Here is a 19,112-nt window from a genome sequence, read left to right on the forward strand (position 1 = left end):
AGCCCGCTCCCACCGAATACTCAGGGTTAACGAATCGCCTTCACATCCCCGGCCTTCACCTCAGCCGCCTGGTTGCCCCAACTGGTGCGGATGAAATTGACCACATCGGCCACTTCCTGATCCGACAAACGCCAGTCGAAAGCGGGCATGGTGAACGTTGATGGCGCTGTATGCGTTGCAGGCAACGTCCCCCCCTTAAGCACGATATGTATCAACGACGTCGGGTCGGCCGACTGCAATACCGGGTTGCCCGCCAGGGCAGGGAACACACGGGTATAGCCGTGACCGTCGGTACGATGGCAAGCCGCACAGTTGTCGATGTACACCGCAGCGCCACGCTTGCTGTCATCACCGTTCCACAGGGCATCCGCCACTGCCGGGTTGTACTGATGCGGTTTGTCAGCCGGATTCACCGCTGGCAACGACTTCAGGTAACGGGCAATGGCCGTCAGATCAGCGTCGGACATGTACTGCATGCTGTGTACGATCACATCGCTCATGCCGCCAAATACCGCACTGCGATCACTGCGACCGGTCTTGAGGAACTGCACCAGCTGGTCTTCGCTCCAGCTGCCCAGACCGTCCTTGTGATCACCGCGCAGGTTCTTCGCGATCCAGCCTTCCAGCGGTGCACTGCCTGACAGAAATGCCGGGCTATCACTGGCACTCAAGGCTTTTTCCTGCATGGTCAGGGCCCGTGGCGTATGGCATGCACCGCAGTGGCCCAAGCCTTCCACCAGATACGCCCCACGACTAACTACCGCGTCCTGCCCGGCTTGCGGCTTGAAATCTTCAACCGCAGGGGCAAACAGCCAGCGCCAGATCGCCAGCGGCCAGCGCATGCTCAACGGCCACGGGATATCGGCTTCCTGGTTCGCTTGCTCGACAGGTTTAACGCCCTTCATGAAGTAGGCATACAACGCCCGCATATCGGCCTCGTTGACCCGTGCATAGGACGGATACGGCATGGCCGGATACAAGGTGCTGCCGTTCTGAGCAACACCGTGACGCACGGCTTTGTCGAAATCTTCAAAGCTGTAAGTGCCAATGCCGTTTTTGTCTGGCGTGATGTTAGTCGAATAAATGGTGCCGATCGGCGTCTCCATCGCCAGGCCACCGGCGAACGGCTTGCCGCCCTTGGCCGTATGGCACGCCACGCAGTCACCGGCACGGGCGAGATATTCACCTTGTTTGATCAACGCCTGCGGGTCGCTTTCAGCGGCCACCGCCGAAAAGCTGGCGAGCAGGCTCAGGGTTGCGATAACAAGTGCTTTCATGGTCATCGCTCCTTATGCCTGAACCAGTGGGCCGGGGTTCTTCAGATACTGCTCGCGGATTGCCCGCGCCGACCAATAGGTCAATGCAGCCACCAGTCCCGTAGGGTTGTAGCCCAAACCTTGTGGGAAAGCCGATGCACCCGGCACAAACACATTGTGCACGTCCCAGCTTTGCAGGTAACGGTTCAGTGCACTGGTTTTCGGGTTGGTCCCCATGATCGCTCCACCGTTAAGGTGGGTGGTCTGGTACGACGACGTATTGAAGTGGTCACCCACTTGTTTGCCGATACGCGCAATGGCCTTGGGGTTCATCGCTTCGGCGATCTTGCCCATTTTTTCCATCATGAAACGGTTCATCTTGATGTCGTTTTCTTGCCAGTCGAACGTCATGCGTAGCAACGGCTGGCCGTAGGCATCGCGATACACCGGGTCCAGATCGAGGTAGTTGCCACGGTAGGACTGATGCGCACCGTGGGCGTCCATCGACACTTGGTGAGTGTAGTAATCGGCGGTTGCACGCTTCCACGCGCTGCCCCAGGCCGGCGTACCCGGCGGGTTGGACGTGCCTGCAATCGGCCGGCTACCGGCCTGGTTGACCCACATCGGCGAGCCACCGACAAAACCGTGCGGCCCGTGGTCGAAGTTGTCGGCGTTGAAATCATCAATTGCCACGCCATTGCCGCCTGCACCGATAAAGTTATTGGTGTGCACGTCTTTGTCGAAGTAGGCCTTGATGGTGCCCATGTTCTGGTAAGCAAAGTTTTTACCGACAACACCTTCGCCGGTTTTCGGGTCATACGGCTTGCCAATGCCCGACAACAACATCAGACGCACATTGTGGAACTGGAACGCGCCCAGGATCACCAGATCGGCCTGCTGCTCGATTTCTCGGCCCAGGGCATCGATATAGGTCACGCCGGTAGCCTTGGTTTTGCTGCTGTCCAGGTTGACCCGGATCACATGGGCATTCGGGCGCAGCTCGAAGTTCGGCAACGGCTTCAGGGCAGGAAGAATGTTTACGTTGGGCGATGCCTTGGAATACATGTAGCAGACATAACCGCTGCAAAAACCGCAGAAGTTGCACGGACCCATCTGCGCGCCATAGGGGTTGGTGTATGGCCCGGAGGTGTTTGCCGACGGCAGGTTATAAGGCTTGTAGCCAACCTCATTGGCCGCTTTCTGAAACAGCTGTGCGGAGTAGGTGTTCTTCTGCGACACCAACGGAAAGTGGTCCGAACGGTCCGGCGCATAAGGGTTGCCGCCCTTGCCTTCACCGACCCGTTGGCCATTGACGGTCCAGGCCTGACCCGACGTACCAAAAACCTTTTCGGCATAGTCGAAGAACGGCTCCAGCTCTTCGTAGCTGACGCCGAAGTCCTGGATGGTCATGTCCTTGGGGATAAAGTTCTTGCCGTAACGCTCTTCGTAATGGCTGCGCATGCGCAGTTCGATCGGGTCGACCCGAAAGTGCACCCCCGACCAGTGCAAGCCTGCACCGCCCACACCGTTACCCGGCAGGAAAGCACCCAACTGGCGGTTGGGCAGGGCCACGTCATTGACGCTATGGCGAATGGTGACGGTTTCTTTGGAGACGTCCTGGAACAGCTTTTTGCGCACGCTGTAGGTAAGTTCGTCGATGACCTGTGGATAGTTGCCGTCTGGATAGGTGTCCTGCATCGGACCGCGCTCCAGGGCCACAACATTCAGGCCGGCTTCGGTCAGCTCTTTGGCCATGATCGCGCCGGTCCAACCGAAACCAACGATTACTGCATCAACTTTTTTCATAACGGTCGACATGCTCAAGCCCTCTCGCCGCGAATGGAAACTGCCGGGAAGGGGTATTGCTCGTTGCGTTCTACCCAGTCCATGAAATCAGCGCGCGCGCCGGGGAAGCCGATCATGGTCCAGCCGATCATGCCTTTGTTGCCACCGTGAATAGGGTCGCAAAAGAAGCCTTCCTTGGTGTTTTGCAGCAAAAAGCTGAAAAACATCTTGGCCGGGACGCTATCGAATTTAGGCGTGCCGGCTTCCAGCTGTTTGAGCACTTCGTCTCGGGTAGCGCTGTCTAGCCCAGCAAATGTTGAGTTATAGGCTTTTTTGCAGAGCTCCTCCGTGGCAGCAATGCCCAGGCGATAGATCTGTTTTGGCACCAGTTTGCTCTGCCAGCCCATTTCCGGCGCAGCGTCGGCATTGAACGGCCCCTGCATAAACCACAGCGCGCCGCTGGCGTAAGGCGTGTTCATCTGACGGTCGATATATTCCGGAACGCCAGCTTCGAGCGCCCCCGGGCCTTGCTCGTCAGCCGGGATCAGACGCGCGACGGCGGCGTTAACGAACGCCCACTCTTCAGCCGTGAAGTACGTTGGTTCATAGGCCGGGCCTGATGCGGCAACGGGCGGCGCAGCGACCGGTGCGGCTTGAGCGTCTGGCGTAGCCATCAGAACGGAACCACCCAGGCCCGTGCTCGCAACAGTGACCACTGGAATCAGGGTCAGGGTTTTGCGCAAAAACTCACGCCGGGGGTTGTCTTGCTCAGACATGCGGGGCACCTCATCAGGCATTCACGGATTACAGCCGCTCATGGGCAGCTTTTCGTTTTGGCAGCGATACGGGTCGAAATCGACCTGAGAAAAAAAACGCAGGCAAAGTTTGGTTACAAATACTAACAGGCCAGGCGACCAGATGAATCGTTTCATGCGTAAATTTGCCGCACCAATAGCATCAGGCCATCACTGGCTGCGCCCTCACGCTTTTTTGACAAATGCCTGACACAGTTTTGATAAGTCATCCCTCAATCTAGCGTTTCAACTTCCAAATTCTTTGTTAATGGTCGAACTGATATGCCCAAAGCCCGGTTATTTCCTGCTCTGTGCCTGACCTTGCTGGCAGCGTTTTCTGTGCCTCAGGCCCTGGCCGACGAAACAGCCCAGGCCCGGCCTGTACAGTGGGCACAGCCCATTGCCACGCAATACAACCTCTATCAAATGTCCCCGACCCTGTACCGCAGCGCACTGCCTGACAGTGCCGCGCAGCCGCTGCTGGAAAAATTACAGATAACCACCGTCATCAACTTCTTGCCTGATGCCGACAGTTCCTGGCTCAAGACTCCAGGCGTCGCTCAAGTCCAACTGCCTTATCGCACCAACCATGTAGATGACACCGATGTGCTGGCCGCGCTGCGTGCCATCCAGACGGCACAAGCACAGGGCCCTGTATTGATGCACTGCAAGCACGGTTCGGACCGTACCGGGCTGATGGCGGCGATGTATCGCGTGGTCGTGCAGGACTGGAGCAAGGAAGACGCCCTGAAAGAAATGACCCAGGGCGGCTTTGGCGAAAACTCGCACCACAAAGATGGCGAGAGCTACATGATGAAGGCGGATATCCCACAGTTGCGCGCAGCCCTGAGCAGCGGCGCATGCAGTACCAGCCCTTTTGCTTCATGCGTGGTGAAGAACTGGCTCAAGTCCTGAAGATACCTACACGCTCGCGGGCGGCTGGCCCATAAACACCTCGAAAGACTCATGCAGCGGGCGTTCGATGCCCGGTGCATGGAAGGCTTCGCGATAGGCCAAGCCCGTTTGCGGGTTAAACACACCTTGCTGTTCAAACCTTGCAAAAACCTGCTCAGCCATCGCTTCGGCCCATTCATTGACGAAATAAGCGCCATCATGGCCCGAGACGATCGCATCGAAAGTGTTGGCAGATCGGTCGTTCTGCGCCAACGGTAACGGCTGGAGTTCATTGTGTGCACTGCGCCAGATCTCTTCCACGCTGCGGCCATCGCCCCAGGTGCGGTGCAGTTCAAAATCAAACAGCGCAAGCCCAAGCTCGCGGGCCGTTTCAAGCCAACGCTCGGCACTGCGCGCTTCAAGTACTTGGTCTATCTGCTCATAGGTCAGCTCACTGTCATGCTGGGCATGCCTGGCCAACCAGCGCAGACCGTCCCGTGACCAGCACCACTTTTCAGCGCATTTGCCTGAAAACCCGGACGCCTCAGCATTCAGTACATCCACGCGGGAAAATGCACCGTAGGGACTGCGGGTCAGCAGTTGCTTCATGCAACAACCCAACTCATGGAAAAGCAGGGTTAACTGCTGCGGCGTCAGCAGTGATGGGGAGCCAGGGGATTCGGGTGAGAAGTTGCCATAGAGAATGGCCACCGGGGTGGTCAGGCCCCCTTGCTGATTGATTCTGCGGTTACGTGCCGACTGCATCCAGCACATATTCGGCTTGGATTCACGAAGGTAAGGATCGAGATAAAGATGCCCCACCCGAACACCTGACTCGACCACCTCAAACAAACGAACGTCCGGGTGCCAGGTATCAAACGATACCTGTTCGACCAGATCGACCGCGAAGAGGCGCTTGACGAGTAACACGATGCCTTCAAAAACACGTGTGAACGCAAAATATGATTTCAATTGATCGCCCGCCAGCGGGCTTAGTTGCAGAGCGCGTTTTTGCGCCAGAAACAACAGATCCCATGGTTTGAGTCCGTCGTATTGCATGGCCGACGCCAGGGCATGCAGCTCTGCGGTTTGAGTTGAAAAAAATGCCGACTTGCGTTCAATTCGAGTGCGCAGAAAACTCAGCACCTCATCAACCGAGGTTGCCGTCTTGCCCTGCAGGCTCAGCTCGGCATGGCTGTCATACCCCAGCAGGCGCGCCTTCTGCTGACGCAGCCTGAGCAGATCATGGAGCACCGGGCCATTGCCATATTGCCCGCCTGCGGGGCCCTGCTCGGAAGCCCGCGTGTTGTAGGCCGTGAACAGCTCCTCGCGCAGCGCCCTGTTTTCGCATGAGCGCATGATCGCGGTGTAGGTAGCGCGCTCCTGAAGAGTTATCAGCCAGCCTTGCAGGTCGGCGTCCGTGGCAATGTCTGCCAACTGCCCCTTGAGTTCACTCGCAAGCCCCGCAAGCAAGGACTCATCGGTAACCAGCTTGCTCCAGGATTTTCTGGATTGTCGTGCGTTTTCGTAAAAAACCCATTCCTGTCGGGATATCTCGTGGTTGAGCTCGATGAGTTCGCCTCTGCCAGAGGCTGACAGCTCACTCCCAGCCAACCGGTAGTCGCGCAGTATCTTGCCCAATAGAGCCTGCTGCGAGCGATCAAATTGCATGGCTTCAGGGCTTTCTGCCAAAGCCTTGCAGGCCAGATAAAGCTCGCGATTTTGCAAGACTTGCGCCTTGTAATTGTAGGCAGCCAGAAAGCATTGGCCGATGTCTGTTTCCCATGACACTTCTCTTGGTACCTGCCCCAGTGTCGTGATGACGGCAATGGCTTCATCCAGCCGCGCCGTCAGGGCTTCCATCGGCAACACCAGGCCCGACCATGTGGGTTGGGACTGGGCACTGACGATTCGGCTGATTGACTGCAGGTTGTCGGCAACAATGTGTTCGATTGCCGGCTTGAGATGTTCTAGACGTACCTTGCTGTAAAGGGGCAGAAGGGTCGCGCTCAACAGCGGGTTGGTTGGCTCCATGGCAGCATTCCTTGAAAGTTCTGCTTCATTTCGGGCTGAGTATCGGTGGGTTCTCAGCCTATTGAGACAGGGATTTCAGGGGGGCTATCTATGTAGTGCAGCCTCAAAAAGCTCAGCGTTCTGCCCATTTATACAAGGCAGCCTTGCGCTGTTCGGGGGGCAATTTACCCAGATGTTCAACTTCGGCATAAAAACTCGGCCAGTCGCCGCCCACGTGCTTGAACAGGGCTGAGAAGGCAGGCACCCATTGATCGTAAAGACCGAAGGGCAACAATTTGGCGTTATTGAGAGGGCCATTGACCCACGCGTCATAGCGCGGATTTCCCGCCCATTGCTCATCCCGTAACTGACGATAATCACGGCGCATTCGTTCGAATGCAGCGGTTTTACGCTGCTGCATTTCGGCTGCAGGCAACGGCTGTGCATAAAGGGTCTTCAAGCGCTGGCGAGTGTCGAGCACCAGGGTGATAAATTGTTCACGTTGCTGCACATGGCTGCCGTCGGAGGGTGGCAAGCCTTGTTCGACGCGCCATTGGCGGGTGCCTTCCTGTTCCACGAAACTGGCAAAAGACTCATTGAATTCAGTGTCGTCCTTCACATAAAACTGCTGATGGGCCAGCTCGTGAAAGATCAGTGTGGCCAAGCGCTCATCACCCCAATTGAGCATGCCATTGAGGATCGGGTCATCAAACCATCCCAGGGTGGAATAGGCTTCAACGCCGCTGACAAACACGTCCATGCCCTGCTGGCGTTGCAGGGCCGCCTCGCCTCGCGCCGCTCCCTGGCTGTAATAACCCCGGTAGGCCACGCACCCGGCTATGGGAAAGCAATGGGTGACGGGGTCGAGGGAATACGCCGGGGTGGCAAAGACATTCCACACCACGTACTGCCGTTTCAGGTCGGCATACAGACGATAGCTCTGGTTGTCCGGCAGGTGTAAATGCTCGCTGGCGAAGGAGCGCGCAGCCTGGGCTTTTACCAATTGCTCACGCAACGCTGTCGGGCGCCGGGGATCAACAATCACCTTGCTCACGGGTTCACGGGCCTGCAATAAATTCCATTGGCCGGCGGCCAATTGCGAGTAGTAGCCCGCACTGGAGCAACCGCTGAGCAGAAGCGGCAAGGCAAGGCCCAACAAGCCGCGAACACGCGAGGTCATAAAGCGATCCAGTAGGCGAGTGATGTGACCATAATGCACGCTATGCTTGCGTAACACTTTTTTTGGACATCATCATGCGCACGCTATTGTGGTTGCTGGCTGCTTGTCTGCTCAGCGCCTGTACCAGCACGCCAATCCCCCCGGCTGATCCCGCCATGGCCTGGGTCGAGCTTGAAACCCAAACCGGCAAGCTGGTAATGGCCGAGCGTCTGGATAACAAGCGACAGGCCGATGGCCGCTATTTTCAAGTAACGCCAGGTAGCCACGAGTTGATGGTGCGCTTCGATTTCGAGGTGTTTGTCGGCGGCATGGGTATGTTCAGTGACCCACAGGAACGCCTGTGTTACGTCACCGTCGATTACGACAACTTCCAGCCCGGCCAGCGTTACCGGCTACAGGCCCGCTCACTGGGCTTCAACGCCTACGCCCGGCTGTACGACGCAACGGGCAAGGTGGTCGCCGAGGAGCTGCTGGTCAACTGCTTACCTTGAAGGCTGACGGTCGTTGTTCTGGTAGATGATTTTCTTGGTGCCGCTTTCACACGAACCAACCACCATGTTCTCGTCATGAACTTCTTCATTGCTCACGATTTCGAGGGTGTAGGACGACACATTGTTCGCCTGGATCTTGGCTTCGATTTCGGCTTTCAGTTCTTCGCACGGCTTGGGCGCCGCCAGAGCCGAGGTGGCCAAGGCGCAGCAAACTACAGCTAGAGCAAAACGTTTCATGGTGAGACTCCCTTGAGGCAGAACGCAAAGTCATGATCTGACGCGAGTAACGACCATTCGATCACATATCGCACAGCGCAGGACTGATCTGTCGCAGCCGGGTAGCGATTGTGCCCCGCTAGCGGTTAGCGGGGCACACAGGTGGTGTCAGCTCACCAGCGTAGCGTCGAGGGTGATTTTGGCGTTCAGTACCTTGGACACCGGGCAGCCCTCTTTGGCTTTGGTGGTCAGTTCGTCGAATTGCGCCTGGGTGGCGCCGGGCACCTTGGCTTTGAGCACCAGATGCACGGCCGTAATTGCAAAGCCGCCGTCCACTTGATCCAGGGTTACTTCAGCAGTGGTATCGATACTGTCGGCCTTGAGGCCGGCATCACCGAGAATCATCGACAAGGCCATCGAGAAACAGCCTGCATGGGCTGCGCCGATCAGCTCTTCGGGGTTGGTGCCCTTACCGCCTTCGAACCTCGCCTTGAAGCCATAAGGCGCTTCGCGCAGCACGCCGGTTTCTGTGGAGATGGAGCCAATGCCGGTTTTAAGGTCGCCTGCCCAATGAGCCGATGCTTTCTTTTTAATACTCATGCGTGCCTCCTGAAGAACGGCGCGAAGGTTTCACGCCTTGAATGAACTAGTGAGGGTAGTTCGCCCCACAAAGTTCACCCTGTCGGACCAATCTTCATTTTTAGTAGCTCAATTCCCAGTCGACCATTGAAACTCGGGTATATGCCCATATTGCTGTAAGTACTGGCAGGTTATGCGAGCACCCTGACCTGCATCCCACCTGGAGTAGCCGGCTGATGAAACGACTGTCTGACATCAAATTCTCGACCCTCGACCTGGTCCCTGTCCGCGAAAACGGCAGTGCAGCCCAGTCGTTGCGTAATTCGCTGGATCTGGCACAGCATGTGGAAAAATTCGGCTACAACCGTTTCTGGGTAGCGGAACACCACAACATGGATGGTATTGCCAGTTCGGCGACCTCGGTGTTGATCGGTTATCTCGCCGGCGGTACGTCAACCATCCGTGTCGGATCGGGCGGCGTGATGCTGCCCAACCATGCGCCGCTGGTTATCGCCGAGCAGTTCGGCACCCTCGAAAGCCTGTACCCGGGACGCATTGACCTGGGCCTTGGCCGCGCGCCCGGCTCGGATCAGATGACCGCCCGCGCCCTGCGTCGTGAGCGTTCGGGCAGTGCCGATGATTTCCCGCAGGATGTGGCCGAGCTGATGCGCTATCTGGGCCCACGTACTCCCGACCAACGGATCATCGCCATGCCGGGCACTGGCACCAATGTGCCGGTCTGGCTGCTGGGCTCCAGTCTGTTCAGTGCACAATTGGCCGGTGAACTGGGTTTGCCTTACGCCTTTGCATCACATTTCGCACCACGGTTGATGCATGAAGCGATTCGCGTTTATCGCAACCACTTCAAGCCTTCTGCCGTGCTGGACAAGCCCTACGTGATGCTGGGCGTGCCGCTGGTGGCTGCTGACACCGACGAGCAGGCCGAGTACCTGGCCACCTCGGTGTACCAGCGAATCCTGGCGCTGATGCGCGGGCAGAGTCTGGTGCAGCGCGCGCCGGTGGCGACGATGGACGGTTTGTGGCTGCCCCACGAAAAAGAGGCGGTGATGAGTTTCCTGGGCCTGGCGATGGTCGGCAGCCCGCAGAAGATCAAGGCCAAGCTGGACGTGCTGGTCGAGCAGACCCAGGCCGATGAGTTGATTTTTACCTGTGATCTGTACGAACACGCAGACCGCATTCACTCGTATGAATTGCTGTCGCAGGTGATGAAAGGGGCCTGACGCAAAGGGAAGTGTGGGAGCGGGCTTGCTCGCGATGGTATCGACGCGATTGATCTGAAACACCGCAGCGTGCGCATCGCGAGCAAGCCCGCTCCCACAAGATCTACTACTGCGCTGGACTTACCCGCGCTTGTAGACAATTTCTTTGGTGCCGGCTTCGCAAGAGCCCACTACCTTGCCGTCAGCGGCAGCACCTTTTTCCACAACCGTCAGCGAATAATGTCTGGCGCCGTTAGCTTCAATCTTCGCCGCGATTTCGCTTTTCAGTTCTTCGCACGGCTTGCCCGCCGCGAACGCCGTTCCTGCCAGACTCAGCAAACCTACAGCCAATAAAAGCTTTTTCATCGGTCACATTCCCCGGTCAAAACAAAAAGGGTGCAATGCGAACATGCCGCATTGCACCCAGACTGTGTAGCGGACTTTATGGCAAACGGCCAGTCCACGGGGCAAAACCTTGCCTCAAATCAACTGCTGGCAATCCTGAAGCCGATTTTGAGCGTTACCTGATAGTGCGCCACCTTGCCGTCCTTGATATGGCCGCGGGTGTCGATCACCTCGAACCATTCAAGGTGCTTGATGCTTTTGTTGGCTTCGGCCAGTGCATTACCGATGGCGTCTTCTATGCTGGTCGGGGACGAGCCTACCAATTCGACTTTCTTGTAGGTGTGATGGTCAGACATAACGTTCTCCTTTGTCGTAAATCAAAGCCTAGCAGCGAATGTGCTTAATACTTTGTAGGCAATCTAAAAGGAAAAGTTCAGGTTAACTGCACTTTCTCACGCCCCTGTAGTCCGACTTAACAAGCACCTCACTCATCAATGCAGGAGAGCCCTAATGGCTAGCAACTCTTTACGTAAAGCCTCATTGCAAAGCATGGAAGCAGAGATCGAGAGCCTGCTCAAGTCTCTTGAAAGCCTCAAGCACGACGCTTCGGACGAGTCCAAAAAGACCCTTGGCATCCTCAAGAACAACGCCGAGAACGCGCTGAAGCATTCACGTCATCTGCTCAGCGATGCGCTGGAAGAAGTGAAGGACAAAACCCGCGAAACCGCGATCGCTACCCGTGAATACGCCCAAGAGCATCCGTATGCCACCGCTGGCGTTGCCATCGGCGCACTGGGTCTGCTGGCAGCCTTCCTGTTGTGCAAGCGCGGCAATTAATCTGCGCTGCGCGCAAGCTCTGCCTTGAGCCATTGCGCAAGTTGCCTGGCGCGTCCGTCTGCGGCGCGCTTGGGCAACCATAACGTCAGTTGCCCCGGGGTTTCATTGAAGCCCCAGGGCGCAGCCAGCCGTCCTGCTTGCAGGTCCTGGGCCACCAGCGGCTCGGGAGCAATCGCTACACCCAGCCCCGCAACGGCGGCTTCCAGCAAGTAATACAAGTGTTCAAACCCCTGCCCGTATTTTAAATCCTTCGTCTCAATTGCGTTTTTTTGCGCCCAGCTCGGCCATGCCTGCGGCCGCGAAGTGGTGTGCAGCAACGGTTCGTCGAGCAAGGCGCTGGCCGGGGCATGGCGCAGTTGTTCGTACCGCGCATATCGGGGACTGACCACCGGGCCAATGCGCTCGCTGGCTAATTCGTAAACCTGCATGTCTGCTGGCCAGGGTGGCTCGGCAAACACCAGCAAAGCATCCAGCCCGGGGCGACGCGGGTCTAGATCGCCTTCACCGGCCGACAGGTGCAGGCGCAAGTCAGGCAAGTCGGCATTCAATCGGCCCAGGCGCGGAATAAACCAGCGCGCCAGCAAACTGCCTGAACAGCCGAGCACGAACGGAGCGTCAACCTGGCTTTGCGTGAGTTCAGCGCATACATTTCTCAAGCGCTCAAAGGCTTCGCTACTGGCATCCCGCAAGCGGATACCGGCTTCGGTCAGCTTTAGCCCGCGCCCTTCCTTGACGAACAGGCTCACCCCCAGGTGCTCTTCCAGCACTTTCAATTGCCGACTGACGGCACCGTGGGTGACGTGTAGCTGCTCAGCCGCCTGGCTGACGCTGCTCAGGCGGGCGGTGGCTTCAAAGGCACGCAGGGCATTAAGAGGGGGGAGATCGCGGCTCATGGTATCTGTGAGTTTTCCTGACAGGTTACGGCGATCTTATCGGTTTTCATCCCGGGCTGTCACGGGTACAGTCAGGCCCATAGACCTTCGCCATTTTTTATCTGGAGCGTCACATGACTCAATCCACTTTGCGTACCGGCCCTGATGCCAATGGCCTGTTTGGCTCATTTGGCGGCCGTTATGTGGCTGAAACCCTGATGCCGCTGATCCTTGACCTGGATCGCGAGTACGAGCTGGCGAAAAAAGACCCTGAGTTCATCAAGGAGCTGGCCTACTTCCAACGCGACTACGTGGGCCGCCCAAGCCCGCTGTACTTCGCCGAGCGGCTGACCGAGTTCTGTGGCGGCGCCAAGATCTACCTCAAGCGCGAAGAGCTGAACCACACCGGCGCCCACAAGATCAACAACTGCATCGGCCAGATCCTGCTGGCACGGCGCATGGGCAAAAAACGCATCATCGCCGAGACCGGCGCCGGCATGCACGGCGTGGCCACTGCCACCGTGGCTGCGCGCTTTGGCCTGCAGTGCGTGATCTACATGGGCACCACCGACATCGAGCGCCAGCAGGCCAACGTGTTCCGCATGAAGCTGCTGGGCGCCGAAGTGATCCCGGTGGTGGCCGGCACTGGCACCCTCAAAGATGCAATGAACGAAGCCTTGCGTGACTGGGTGACCAACGTTGACAGCACCTTTTACCTGATCGGCACCGTGGCTGGCCCGCATCCTTACCCGGCGATGGTGCGCGACTTCCAGGCCGTGATCGGCAAGGAAACCCGCGACCAGATGCAAGCACAGGAAGGCCGCCTGCCGGACAGCCTGGTGGCATGCATCGGCGGTGGCTCCAACGCCATGGGCCTGTTCCACCCGTTCCTGGATGACACCAGCGTTGAAATCATCGGCGTAGAAGCCGCCGGCTACGGTATCGAAACCGGCAAGCACGCGGCCAGCCTCAATGGCGGTGAGCCGGGCGTGTTGCACGGCAACCGCACCTTCCTGTTGCAGGACGACGATGGCCAGATCATCGACGCCCATTCGATTTCCGCAGGCCTGGACTACCCGGGCATCGGCCCTGAACACGCCTGGTTGCACGATATCGGTCGTGTCCAGTACACCTCGGTGACCGACGCTGAGGCGCTGGATGCCTTCCACAAATGCTGCCGCCTTGAAGGCATCATCCCGGCCCTGGAAAGCGCCCACGCGCTGGCCGAAGTGTTCAAGCGCGCACCGACCCTGCCGGCCGATCACCTGATGGTGGTCAACCTTTCGGGTCGCGGCGACAAAGACATGCAAACCGTGATGCACCACATGGAACAGTCTCAACAGGAGCAACACTGATGAGCCGCCTGCAAACGCGCTTTACCGCTCTCAAGGAACAAAACCGCGCGGCGCTGGTGACCTTTGTCACCGCCGGTGACCCGGATTACGACACCTCGCTGGCCATCCTCAAAGGCTTGCCGGCAGCAGGCGCCGATGTGATCGAACTGGGCATGCCCTTCACCGATCCGATGGCCGACGGCCCGGCGATCCAGCTGGCCAACATCCGTGCATTGGGCGCCAAGCAGAACCTGGCAAAAACCCTGCAGATGGTTCGTGAATTTCGTACCGGTAACAACGACACTCCGCTGGTGCTGATGGGCTATTTCAACCCGATCCACCACTATGGCGTGGCGCGTTTTATCGCCGAAGCCAAAGAGGCGGGCGTAGACGGCCTGATCGTGGTCGACATGCCACCCGAGCACAACAGCGAGCTGTGCGACCCGGCACAGGCTGCTGGCCTGGACTTTATCCGCCTGACCACGCCAACCACAGACGACGTGCGCCTGCCGACCGTATTGGCTGGCAGTTCGGGCTTTGTGTACTACGTTTCGGTGGCGGGCGTGACCGGTGCCGGTTCGGCCACCACGGAACAGGTGGGCGCGGCTATCGAGCGTCTGCGTCGGCATACTGATTTGCCGATCAGCGTGGGCTTTGGTATCCGTACCCCTGAACAGGCTGCGGCAATTGCCCGCCTGGCCGATGGCGTGGTGGTGGGCTCGGCCCTGATCGACAAGATCGAGAATGCAGCGACGCCTGAACAGGCGGTGGATGGTGTGCTGAGTTTGTGTGCTGCGCTGGCTGAAGGTGTACGTAGCGCCCGCTAGATCAAGAGCCCCTCTCCCGGAGGGAGAGGGGACTGATTGGGGGATGTCACCACACATCGGCTCCCTCTCCCCCCGGGAGAGGGCTGGGGTGAGGGCAAGAGGCTTACACAGTATTACTTCTGCGTCCCGTCATCATGCAGCAGGTTAGCCTGGGTCAGGTTGCTGCCTGCCGGTACGCTGCGGGTCAACCATACGTTGCCACCAATGGTCGAACCCTGACCAATGGTGATACGCCCCAAAATCGTCGCCCCCGCATAAATCACCACATCATCCTCAACGATCGGATGACGTGGATGGCCTTTTTGCAGCTGTCCCGACTCATCCGCCGGGAACCGCTTGGCACCCAACGTCACAGCCTGATAAATCCGCACACGCTCGCCAATAATCGCAGTTTCACCAATCACCACGCCCGTGCCGTGATCGATAAAGAAACTGCGGCCAATCTGCGCGCCGGGGTGAATGTCGATCCCCGTGGCCGAATGGGCGATTTCTGCGCTGATGCGCGCCAGCAACGGTAACCCGGCACGGTACAGGTGGTGCGCCAACCGGTGATGAATCACCGCCAGAATCCCCGGGTAGCACAGCAACACTTCATCGACGCTGCGCGCCGCCGGGTCGCCGTGATAGGCGGCCAGTACGTCTGTATCAAGAATGCTGCGCAAACCCGGCAATGCCAGGGCAAAGTCCTGAATCAGCAAGGTCGCCGTCGCATCCACTCCCTCATCCGGCAACCCGCCCTGACGCGCGACATAACGCAACTCCAGCCGGGCCTGGGTCAGCAACGCATTGAGGGCTACGTCCAGGGTGTGGCCCACGTAGAAATCTTCGCTCTCTTCACGCAGGTCCACCGGGCCTAAACGCATCGGAAACAAAGCACCGCAAAGAGCTTCAAGAATATCGGCCATTGCAGCACGCGACGGCAGCTCGCGACCGCCCTGTTCGCCACTGACGCGGCCGTTTTGCGTACGCCACTGGTTTCGCGCCGTGCGCAGTTGGCAGACGATGGCCTGCAATTGCCAAGGATTGGAACGATCACTCACGATGAATACTCCGCACGCTGGCGGCTGGATCAACCAGCCGCGAATAGGCAATGATTTTACGGTATCAAAACGTTTGCGACTCCGGCAATCAAGCCTTAACGCCGGCGCCAGAGGCGCCAACCCACCGCGGCGCTGATCAACAGTAGCAACCCGCCCAAAATGGCCATGCTCAAGCCGTGATAGCTGAATAGCGGCTTTTCGATGCGAATGTACCCGGGCTCGGCAAATAACTCGCGCAGTGCGGCATTTGCCTGCTCCAGGTTAATGGCCTGCAACTGCCGGGCAGGGTCGGCAAAACGGCCTTCATCGTAGTCTCCCAGCGAGGCCCAGTAGTAATCAGCCAGCGCACTGCTGCCTTGCACCGTCCACGCCTGACGGGAAATGGCCGTTTGCTTGAGTCGGGCAAACACCTGCGGATCCAGCCCGTCCTTGAGCAGCCGTGACGTGAGTTGCTGCATCACCTCACGGGCCCTGGGCACGTTCTCGCGTTCAAGATCCGCATTCAGACTCAGAAAACTCACGCCGCCAAACACCTCGCGCTCAGCCCAGGGGCCGTAAGACAAGCCGTGGTTGAGCCGCAGTTCGCTGTACAGCGCCCACTCCAGATAATCGCGCAGCAGGGTCCAGGTTTCATCGGATTGCCCTTCGATAACCGGTTCGGGCAGCAACCAGTGCAGGGTTGCCGTATCGCCGACCACACCGCGCACCAGCTCGCGCTCTGCGTCGGCCTTGGCATCGATGGCGGCCAGGGGACGGTGCTCGCTGGGGTCAACCGGCTCGAGGGCACCGTAGGCTCGCTCGAGATAAGCTGGCAAGAAACGGTCAAGGTCGCCGACGATAATCAGCGTCATGTTGTTGGGCGCGTACCACTTCTGGCGTACAGCCTCTAGTTGCTGGCGGGTAAGGTCATGCACTTCGGCCCGCTCGGCGCACTTCAGGCCCAATTCGACAGCCAGCTGGTTGCTGGCGCTGTGGCCTAGATCCTGACGGTCCAGCCAGCGCTGCAAGTGCGAATAATGGCCGCCGTCTTCGCGCTCGACCACCTGTTTGGCGTCGCTGATACGTTGTTCGGTCAGCTGGGTGCGGGTCAACAACCCCAGCAGCAGGTCGAGGATCTTGCGCTGATTTTTTGCCGGGGCCTCGATTACAAAGGTGGTATCGGCGCTGCTGGTAAAAGCGTTCCATTCGCCCCCCAGCGCTTGCATGCGCTCCTCCAGCCCCCCTTCACCGGTGTCGTCGATGCCGCTGAAGAGCAAATGTTCCAGCAGATGGGGCAATTGCTGATCGGCGCAGGAAAAGTCATCCATACCCACCCCCACCACCAGCCGAATAGCCACATGATCGCGATCGTTGTTGGGTTTGAGGATCAGTTGCAGACCATTGGGCAGTTGATAGCCCTCAACGCTGTAGCGATCCAGGGCAGAGCCTTGGGCAGCGCCAAGCAGCAAGCAGATAAACAGCAGGCAACGCATAAAAAATCCCTGAATTCTCGAATCCTTGAGCCCGTGCAGCTTAGTCGCTGCATAACGGCTGACAACAGCCCGACGTACAACGTTCAAGGCGAATGTTGCGTGTCGGCTGCGTCATCCAGCTCCAGGGCCCCGGTTTCAGAGGTCTCCAGCACCACGTAGGCGCTGCCGCAAAACAACGAGTTAAGGCGTTTCATGTCCGCGATCAGCTCCAGATGCATAGAACTGGTCTCGATACTTTGTGTGACTTTACGCTGCAAGCGACTTACGTGAGCGTGGGCCAAACGCCGCTCCTGGGCGCGAAAGCGGCGTTTTTCACGCAGCAATTGGCGGGCGTTCTGCGGGTCGGAATTGAGAAACACCGTCAGCCCAAGACGCAAATTATCGATCAACTGGGTTTGCAGGCCCACCAGCTCCTCCAGCCCTGTTTCTGAAAATGACCGGCGCTGGGAGGTTTTCTGCTGCTGGACTTTGCGCAGCATGCGTTCGATTACATCACTGGCAAGTTTGAGGTTGATCGCCAGTTCGATGATTTCAGCCCAGCGCCGACTGTCCTGCTCGCTTAAATCCTCCCGAGGCATTTGTGCCAGATAGAGTTTTACCGCGCTGTAGAGCACTTCGACTTCATCGCTCAACGTGCGCATTTCCGCGGTGATAGCCGTTTGCTTGCCGCGTAGAACGTCGAGCATATTGACCAACATGGTGTCGATCAGGTCGCCAATGCGCAGGGTTTCGCGCACCGCATTGGCTAGCGCCAGGCTCGGTGTATCGAGGGCGGCGGGGTCCAGGTGGCGCGGTTTGGCGACACCGTTGGTTTGCTCGCGCTCAGGCAGCAGCCAGGCGCAAATGCGCGCCATCAGGCCTACTGTCGGCAACATCAAGAAACAGCGGGCGGTGTTGTAGAGCAGATGGAAGCCGATCACCAACTCCTGGGCGCTATAGCTCAGGCTGTCCATCCAGGCCACCAGCGGGTCGAGCACGGGCATGATCAACAACAGGCCGATCAGCTTGTACAGCAGGCTGCCCAATGCCACCTGCCGGCCCGCTGCGTTCTGCATATTGGTACTGAGAAACGCCAGTATGCCGCTGCCGATATTGGCGCCAATCACCAGGCCGATGGCCACATGCAGGCTGATAACCCCCGCGCCCGCCAATGTGGCAGTCAGCAGCACGGCCGCCAGGCTTGAGTAAGACACCATGGCGAACAGGGCGCCAACCAGGGCATCGAGCAGAATATCGCCGGTCAACGAAGCAAAAATCACCTTCACGCCCTGAGCATGGGTGATGGGTGTGGCGGCTTCGACAATCAATTGCAACGCCAGGATGATCAAGCCCAGGCCAATGCCCACCCGCCCCAGTTGCCCGGCACGGGTTTGCTTGCGGGTCAAAAAGAAAATCACACCCAGAAAAATCAACAGCGGCGACAGCCACGACAGGTCGAAGGTCAGCACCCGCGCCATCAAGGCCGTACCGACATCGGCACCGAGCATGGTCGCCAGCGCGGGAGTGAGCGCCATCAGCCCCTGGCCGACAAAGGAAGTGACCAGCATGGCCGTGGCGTTGCTGCTCTGCACCATGGCGGTAACCACGATCCCCGCGACAAAGGCAAACATGCGCCTGGAGACGTTTTGCCCGATGACATGGCGCAGGTTGGTACCGTAGACCCGCAAGATGCCGGTACGGACGATATGCGTGCCCCAGATGAGCAAGGCCACGGCGGAAAGCAGATTGAGCAGGGTCAGCATGCTGGCTCCCTGTGGTAGATGTGTCTAAGGATCAGATAGCTGCGGGCCGTTCCTACAGATGTTTCTTAAGATGTAGTCGGCAATTGAGCAGAGCGCCAGCATCGCATAGCAGGGGCAGGGTTGAAAGATTAATACCTCGTAGATACTCTGTTGCAGGTCAAGCTTTCGATAGGTGTTTTTCATCGAAAAGCTTGGCCGTATCAAAAGGCTCACCG

General features: G+C 58.3%; 20 protein-coding genes. 6 read left to right on the plus strand and 14 right to left on the minus strand.

What is annotated here, in order from left to right; genetic code table 11:
* Positions 1 to 26: 26 nt before the first annotated feature.
* From GHO03_RS09260 to GHO03_RS09270, 3 genes are read right to left on the minus strand one after another with little or no spacing between them, the layout of a single operon-like run.
* Positions 27 to 1,277 (minus strand): cytochrome c, encoded by a 1,251-nt coding sequence (locus tag GHO03_RS09260; RefSeq protein ID WP_095026757.1) that lies wholly within the window; start codon positions 1,275 to 1,277, stop codon positions 27 to 29.
* A 12-nt stretch (positions 1,278 to 1,289) separates the two neighbouring features.
* The gene (locus GHO03_RS09265; protein ID WP_094999640.1) at positions 1,290 to 3,074 is read right to left on the minus strand and encodes a GMC family oxidoreductase; all 1,785 of its coding nucleotides are present in this window, start codon (positions 3,072 to 3,074) and stop codon (positions 1,290 to 1,292) included.
* Positions 3,075 to 3,076: 2 nt separating this feature from the next.
* Positions 3,077 to 3,817 carry a gluconate 2-dehydrogenase subunit 3 family protein gene (locus GHO03_RS09270; protein WP_094999975.1) on the minus strand — a complete coding sequence of 247 codons (741 nt, stop codon included), beginning with the start codon at positions 3,815 to 3,817 and terminating at the stop codon, positions 3,077 to 3,079.
* A 300-nt stretch (positions 3,818 to 4,117) separates the two neighbouring features.
* On the opposite strand from GHO03_RS09270, the gene GHO03_RS09275 reads away from it, so the two are divergent.
* Positions 4,118 to 4,750 (plus strand): dual specificity protein phosphatase family protein, encoded by a 633-nt coding sequence (locus tag GHO03_RS09275; protein ID WP_150629116.1) that lies wholly within the window; start codon positions 4,118 to 4,120, stop codon positions 4,748 to 4,750.
* Positions 4,751 to 4,756: 6 nt separating this feature from the next.
* On the opposite strand, the gene GHO03_RS09280 is transcribed toward GHO03_RS09275, so the two are convergent.
* On the minus strand, positions 4,757 to 6,763 hold the full coding sequence (locus GHO03_RS09280; protein ID WP_153399677.1) for a M3 family metallopeptidase: 2,007 nt from the start codon (positions 6,761 to 6,763) through the stop codon (positions 4,757 to 4,759).
* Between the two features lie 112 nt (positions 6,764 to 6,875).
* Positions 6,876 to 7,922, minus strand: coding sequence for an aminopeptidase (locus GHO03_RS09285; RefSeq protein ID WP_153399679.1), 1,047 nt, complete (start codon positions 7,920 to 7,922; stop codon positions 6,876 to 6,878).
* Positions 7,923 to 7,996: 74 nt separating this feature from the next.
* Between GHO03_RS09285 and GHO03_RS09290 the strand changes: the two genes are divergently transcribed.
* A complete protein-coding gene (locus GHO03_RS09290) occupies positions 7,997 to 8,413 on the plus strand; it encodes a hypothetical protein (RefSeq protein WP_153399681.1) in 417 nt (138 codons plus the stop codon).
* Here GHO03_RS09290 and GHO03_RS09295 read toward each other — a convergent pair.
* Together GHO03_RS09295 and GHO03_RS09300 are read right to left on the minus strand one after the other, a co-directional pair.
* On the minus strand, positions 8,405 to 8,650 hold the full coding sequence (locus GHO03_RS09295; protein ID WP_094999635.1) for a DUF1161 domain-containing protein: 246 nt from the start codon (positions 8,648 to 8,650) through the stop codon (positions 8,405 to 8,407). The genes GHO03_RS09290 and GHO03_RS09295 overlap by 9 nt on opposite strands.
* A gap of 147 nt (positions 8,651 to 8,797) precedes the next feature.
* The gene (locus tag GHO03_RS09300) at positions 8,798 to 9,229 is read right to left on the minus strand and encodes an OsmC family protein (RefSeq protein WP_094999634.1); all 432 of its coding nucleotides are present in this window, start codon (positions 9,227 to 9,229) and stop codon (positions 8,798 to 8,800) included.
* A gap of 215 nt (positions 9,230 to 9,444) precedes the next feature.
* Here GHO03_RS09300 and GHO03_RS09305 point away from each other — a divergent pair, with 215 nt between their 5' ends.
* Positions 9,445 to 10,449: an LLM class flavin-dependent oxidoreductase gene (locus GHO03_RS09305; protein WP_095020613.1), complete on the plus strand. Its 1,005-nt coding sequence runs from the start codon at positions 9,445 to 9,447 to the stop codon at positions 10,447 to 10,449.
* Between the two features lie 120 nt (positions 10,450 to 10,569).
* Here GHO03_RS09305 and GHO03_RS09310 read toward each other — a convergent pair whose 3' ends face one another.
* Positions 10,570 to 10,794 carry a DUF1161 domain-containing protein gene (locus tag GHO03_RS09310; protein ID WP_094999632.1) on the minus strand — a complete coding sequence of 75 codons (225 nt, stop codon included), beginning with the start codon at positions 10,792 to 10,794 and terminating at the stop codon, positions 10,570 to 10,572.
* 119 nt (positions 10,795 to 10,913) lie between these two features.
* A complete protein-coding gene (locus tag GHO03_RS09315; protein ID WP_094999631.1) occupies positions 10,914 to 11,129 on the minus strand; it encodes a dodecin in 216 nt (71 codons plus the stop codon).
* Positions 11,130 to 11,283: 154 nt separating this feature from the next.
* Here GHO03_RS09315 and GHO03_RS09320 point away from each other — a divergent pair, with 154 nt between their 5' ends.
* Entirely contained in the window at positions 11,284 to 11,610 is a 327-nt protein-coding gene (locus GHO03_RS09320) for a YqjD family protein (RefSeq protein WP_016782799.1), read from the plus strand.
* On the opposite strand, the gene GHO03_RS09325 is transcribed toward GHO03_RS09320, so the two are convergent.
* Positions 11,607 to 12,503, minus strand: coding sequence for a LysR family transcriptional regulator (locus tag GHO03_RS09325; RefSeq protein WP_095038472.1), 897 nt, complete (start codon positions 12,501 to 12,503; stop codon positions 11,607 to 11,609). The genes GHO03_RS09320 and GHO03_RS09325 overlap by 4 nt on opposite strands.
* 113 nt (positions 12,504 to 12,616) lie before the next feature.
* Here GHO03_RS09325 and trpB point away from each other — a divergent pair, with 113 nt between their 5' ends.
* A complete protein-coding gene (gene trpB, locus GHO03_RS09330) occupies positions 12,617 to 13,837 on the plus strand; it encodes a tryptophan synthase subunit beta (protein ID WP_095020612.1) in 1,221 nt (406 codons plus the stop codon).
* Positions 13,837 to 14,643 carry a tryptophan synthase subunit alpha gene (gene trpA / locus GHO03_RS09335; protein ID WP_133144126.1) on the plus strand — a complete coding sequence of 269 codons (807 nt, stop codon included), beginning with the start codon at positions 13,837 to 13,839 and terminating at the stop codon, positions 14,641 to 14,643. The genes trpB and trpA overlap by 1 nt, the downstream gene beginning before the upstream one ends.
* 113 nt (positions 14,644 to 14,756) lie before the next feature.
* On the opposite strand, the gene epsC is transcribed toward trpA, so the two are convergent.
* From epsC to GHO03_RS25355, 4 genes are all read right to left on the minus strand, one after another.
* Complete coding sequence (gene epsC, locus GHO03_RS09340; RefSeq protein ID WP_372241722.1) at positions 14,757 to 15,683, minus strand: serine O-acetyltransferase EpsC; 927 nt, start codon at positions 15,681 to 15,683, stop codon at positions 14,757 to 14,759.
* 95 nt (positions 15,684 to 15,778) lie between these two features.
* Positions 15,779 to 17,155 (minus strand): pitrilysin family protein, encoded by a 1,377-nt coding sequence (locus GHO03_RS09345; protein WP_153399683.1) that lies wholly within the window; start codon positions 17,153 to 17,155, stop codon positions 15,779 to 15,781.
* An 83-nt stretch (positions 17,156 to 17,238) separates the two neighbouring features.
* Complete coding sequence (locus tag GHO03_RS09350; protein WP_094999625.1) at positions 17,239 to 18,897, minus strand: Na/Pi cotransporter family protein; 1,659 nt, start codon at positions 18,895 to 18,897, stop codon at positions 17,239 to 17,241.
* Positions 18,898 to 18,921: 24 nt separating this feature from the next.
* Positions 18,922 to 19,112, minus strand: a 191-nt coding sequence (locus GHO03_RS25355; protein WP_218574309.1) for a hypothetical protein, incomplete at its 5' end; no start/stop codon positions are given.

Origin of the sequence: Pseudomonas sp. FSL R10-1339 (genome assembly GCF_009600545.1) — a bacterium.
GTDB lineage: Bacteria > Pseudomonadota > Gammaproteobacteria > Pseudomonadales > Pseudomonadaceae > Aquipseudomonas > Aquipseudomonas bubulae.